A 4,149-nucleotide genomic window follows, 5' to 3' on the forward strand; every position below is an offset into this window, starting at 1 on the left:
CCCGAACTCAGTAGTGAAACGATGCATCGCCGATGGTAGTGTGGGGTTTCCCCATGTGAGAGTAGGTCATCGTCAAGCACCTATACCAAAACCCCCGATCAGGAAACTGGTCGGGGGTTTTACTTTGTGCGCCGAAAACAAGCCACGCACAGGTGAGCCTTTGATAGGCAACTAAACAGTGCATCGTTATTATGCGTGCCTTATTGCGTGGCGGGGCTCACATGCTTGCACTGTTAAGACTTCTTCAGGACGGGCGATTTCATTCGGGCGAGGCGCTGGGCGCGGTGCTGGGCGTTAGCCGCTCGGCGGTATGGAAGCAGCTGCAGGCTTTGCAGGCGGAGTTGTCGTTACCGTTGCACAAGGTGCGCGGACGCGGCTACCGGTTGGCGACGCCGTTGCAATTGCTGGATGCGGATTGGCTAAATGCCCATGAGGATGCGCCTCAGTGGCATGCTCGCGTTCTGCCAAGTGTGGATTCGACCAATGCAGAAGCGCTGCGGCTTTTGCCGGCGTCGCAATCGCTACCGTTCTACGTGCTTGCTGAGCGGCAAACCAGTGGGCGGGGGCGGCGAGGGCGTAGTTGGGTAAGCCCTTTCGGCGAGAATCTGTATTACAGCCTGGTTGTGCGAGTCGAAGGTGGTATGCGTCAGCTTGAGGGCATGAGTCTGGCTGTCGGCTTGGCGCTGCTGCAGGTTATACGCGGCTTTGGCGTGGCTGATGCCGGATTGAAGTGGCCCAATGATGTGCTGGTGGGTGAGCGCAAGCTGGCGGGCATTCTATTAGAGCTCTCTGGTGATCCTGCGGATGTTTGCCATGTAGTTATCGGCATTGGTTTGAATGTGAATATGCTGGCGGCTGTGCCCGGAGCTATCGGTCAGCCGTGGACTTCGATGCGTGCTGAGCTGGGGCGTCTGTTAAATCGCAATGAGCTAGTCAGTGAGTTGAATCGGCAGCTGTCGCGCTACCTGGATATTCAGTTACGTGATGGTTTCGTAGCTTTGCAGGATGAGTGGCAGGCTTGTCACCTTTGGCAGGGGCGATCAGTTGCGATAACGGCTGGCGGTGAGCCTGTCGAAGGTGAGGTATTGGGGGTGGATCGTTCTGGGGCCATTCGTCTTCGTGTTGATGGGGCTGAGCAAAGCTTTAGCGGCGGTGAGCTCAGCCTGAGGTTGCGTGATGATTCTTGAGCTCGACTGCGGTAATACCTTTATCAAGTGGCGTTTGCTGGGTGATGGCGAGGCTGCGAAAAACATAGGTGGTGTCGTTGACTCGGATCAGGCGCTTATAGAGGTCGTTCGCGAGCAGGCTGTGCGTTTGCGTGCCTGTCGTTTGGTCAGTGTGCGCAGCGACGAAGAGACTGCGCAGTTGATCTCGCTGATTGAGCTGGCCTTTGCTGTCACGTGCCATGCTGCCTGCCCAGCCGTTGCATTGGCGGGTGTGCGCAACGGCTATGAGCAATACGAGCGTCTTGGGCTTGATCGCTGGCTTGCTGTGGTTGGGGCTTATCAACTATCGCACAAGGCAGCGTTGATTATTGATCTTGGCACCGCGGTGACTTCGGATTTCGTGGCCGCAGATGGCGCGCATTTGGGTGGGTTTATTTGCCCTGGTGTGCCCTTAATGCGCACGCAGTTGCGGACCCATACCCGGCGAACGCGCTATGACAGTGATGAGGCCGCCAGGGCATTAGAGAATCTGGTGCCGGGGCGCGCTACTGCTGAGGCGGTTGAGCGTGGGTGCTTGCTGATGCTGCGTGGGTTTGTCACTGGTCAGCTGGCGATGGCGGCGGAGTTGCTAGGTCGTGACGTTGATGTTTTTCTCACCGGTGGCGATGCTCCGCTGGTGGTGGATGTTATTCCGGGTGCGCGGGTTGTGCCTGATCTGGTGTTTATCGGCTTGGCGATCGCCTGCCCCATAGGTTGAGGTCATGCATGCGCTGGATGTTCTTGTGGTTGGTTGTGCTGAATCTGTTCTATTACGTATGGCATCAACAGCAGGCGCCGTTGCGGGTTACTGAAATTGCACCGCTGAATATGGCGCAAGACAGTAAACGCGATATTCGCCTACTCAGTGAGTCGAGTACGCCGTCGCGGCGAGAGGTTGCCGAAGTACAGTCTGTTGAAGCGGTCTGTCTGTTTCTTGGTAGCTTTGAACAGATGGCAGATGCGTCTGCGGTCGAGCAGCGCTTGCTGAGCCTAGATATTCAGTCGCGGGTGCAGAGCATGGATGCGGCGGCCGGAGTCGACTATTGGGTGTATCTACCGCCTTTGGCTTCTCGGCAAGCGTCGTTGCGTCAGTTGCGTGAGCTGCAGGCGCGCAAGATTGATAGCTACATCATCACCCAGGGCGATTTGGCCAACGGCATCTCCTTGGGCATCTTTCCTCGTAGCGACTCGGCGCAGAGTGTCATGCAGCGTTTGCGTGATGCCGGGTACGAGCCGTCCCTGCGTGAGTTGACGCGCGCGCATCGCAGTTTCTGGGTGCGTATTTCGCCGCAAAGTAGGCGTCTGGCGGATGATTCCTTGCTGCAGCGTTTGGCTTTTGACTTCAAAGGCTTAGAGCAGCAATTAATGCCATGCGAAGGGGTTGCAAGCCCTCAATAGAATGCATAGAATGGCGCCCGCTTCGCAGGGTGGCGCTAACAAGTGTTCTGCGAAGTTGCTGTCAATGTAGCTAACCTCAGGTTTTTTAATGAGAAATTGCTTGACAGTAGGTCGGCATCGAATGAGAATGCCGCCCCGTTTGGAGGGATTCCCGAGTGGCCAAAGGGATCAGACTGTAAATCTGACGTCATCGACTTCGAAGGTTCGAATCCTTCTCCCTCCACCAGATTTAGCGAGAGCTGCAGGCTCCGCGGGTATAGTTCAGTGGTAGAACCTCAGCCTTCCAAGCTGATGATGCGGGTTCGATTCCCGCTACCCGCTCCAGCATTGTTGTTCTTGCAATGTGTTTGGCTCATGTAGCTCAGTTGGTAGAGCACACCCTTGGTAAGGGTGAGGTCAGCGGTTCGAGTCCGCTCATGAGCTCCATCTAATAAAGGCAGATATGCAAGTATCTGCCTTTGTTTTATGGCGGTGATACTGAGTCAATTCTTCTCTGGGAGGCAGTCAAAATGGCTAAAGAAAAGTTTGAGCGTAACAAGCCGCACGTCAACGTTGGCACTATCGGTCACGTTGACCACGGTAAAACCACTCTGACCGCTGCTCTGACCCGCGTCTGCTCCGAAGTATTCGGTTCGGCCAAGGTTGACTTCGACAAGATCGACAGCGCTCCAGAAGAAAAAGCGCGCGGTATCACCATCAACACCGCTCACGTTGAATACGATTCGGCCGTGCGTCACTACGCGCACGTTGACTGCCCAGGTCACGCCGACTACGTAAAAAACATGATCACCGGTGCTGCGCAGATGGACGGCGCTATCCTGGTTTGCTCCGCTGCTGACGGCCCGATGCCGCAGACTCGTGAGCACATCCTGCTGTCCCGTCAGGTAGGTGTTCCGTACATCGTGGTCTTCCTGAACAAGGCTGACATGGTTGACGACGCCGAGCTGCTGGAGCTGGTGGAAATGGAGGTGCGTGACCTGCTCAGCACTTACGATTTCCCAGGCGACGACACTCCGATCATCATCGGTTCCGCGCTGATGGCTCTGAACGGTCAAGACGACAACGAGATGGGCACCACTGCCGTCAAGAAGTTGGTTGAGACTCTGGACAGCTACATCCCTGAGCCGGTTCGTGCCATCGACAAGCCGTTCCTGATGCCAATCGAAGACGTATTCTCAATCTCCGGTCGTGGCACCGTGGTAACTGGCCGTATCGAGCGCGGTATTGTCAAGATCCAGGAAGAAATCGAGATCGTTGGTCTGCGTGATACCACCAAGACCACCTGCACCGGTGTTGAAATGTTCCGCAAACTGCTCGACGAAGGTCGTGCTGGCGAGAACTGCGGCGTTCTGCTGCGTGGCACCAAGCGTGACGACGTTGAGCGTGGTCAGGTTCTGGTCAAGCCAGGTTCGGTCAAGCCGCACACCACTTTCACTGCAGAAGTGTATGTGTTGAGCAAAGAAGAAGGCGGTCGTCACACTCCGTTCTTCAAAGGCTACCGTCCTCAGTTCTACTTCCGTACTACTGACGTAACGGGTAACTGCGA

Annotated in this window: 4 protein-coding genes and 3 tRNA genes; all 7 read left to right on the forward strand. The window is 55.9% G+C overall.

The genetic code is table 11. The annotated features are described in order from the left end of the window. Positions 1 to 221 precede the first annotated feature (221 nt). Positions 222 to 1,187, forward strand: coding sequence for a bifunctional biotin--[acetyl-CoA-carboxylase] ligase/biotin operon repressor BirA (birA, locus tag Q8M42_RS00830; RefSeq protein ID WP_304870103.1), 966 nt, complete (start codon positions 222 to 224; stop codon positions 1,185 to 1,187). Then, entirely contained in the window at positions 1,177 to 1,923 is a 747-nt protein-coding gene (locus Q8M42_RS00835; protein ID WP_304870110.1) for a pantothenate kinase, read from the forward strand. The genes birA and Q8M42_RS00835 overlap by 11 nt, the downstream gene beginning before the upstream one ends. An 8-nt stretch (positions 1,924 to 1,931) precedes the next feature. Beyond that, on the forward strand, positions 1,932 to 2,603 hold the full coding sequence (locus Q8M42_RS00840; RefSeq protein ID WP_304870105.1) for an SPOR domain-containing protein: 672 nt from the start codon (positions 1,932 to 1,934) through the stop codon (positions 2,601 to 2,603). Between the two features lie 141 nt (positions 2,604 to 2,744). Then, positions 2,745 to 2,829, forward strand: a tRNA-Tyr gene (locus Q8M42_RS00845). A 24-nt stretch (positions 2,830 to 2,853) separates the two neighbouring features. Beyond that, positions 2,854 to 2,927: transfer RNA gene (locus tag Q8M42_RS00850), tRNA-Gly, on the forward strand. A 26-nt stretch (positions 2,928 to 2,953) separates the two neighbouring features. Next, a tRNA-Thr gene (locus Q8M42_RS00855) sits at positions 2,954 to 3,029 on the forward strand. An 83-nt stretch (positions 3,030 to 3,112) separates the two neighbouring features. Further along, positions 3,113 to 4,149, forward strand: a 1,037-nt coding sequence (tuf, locus tag Q8M42_RS00860) for an elongation factor Tu (RefSeq protein ID WP_305282936.1), incomplete at its 3' end; no start/stop codon positions are given.

The organism is Pseudomonas sp. (assembly GCF_030684895.1).
Classification (GTDB): Bacteria; Pseudomonadota; Gammaproteobacteria; order Pseudomonadales; family Pseudomonadaceae; genus Aquipseudomonas.

Bases quoted from the DNA above. Each gene is read 5' to 3' on its own strand.
- Q8M42_RS00835 (WP_304870110.1), top strand. From the start codon at position 1,177: ATGATTCTTGAGCTCGACTGCGGTAATACCTTTATCAAGTGGCGTTTG.
- Q8M42_RS00840 (WP_304870105.1), top strand. From the start codon at position 1,932: ATGCGCTGGATGTTCTTGTGGTTGGTTGTGCTGAATCTGTTCTATTAC.
- birA (WP_304870103.1), top strand. From the start codon at position 222: ATGCTTGCACTGTTAAGACTTCTTCAGGACGGGCGATTTCATTCGGGC.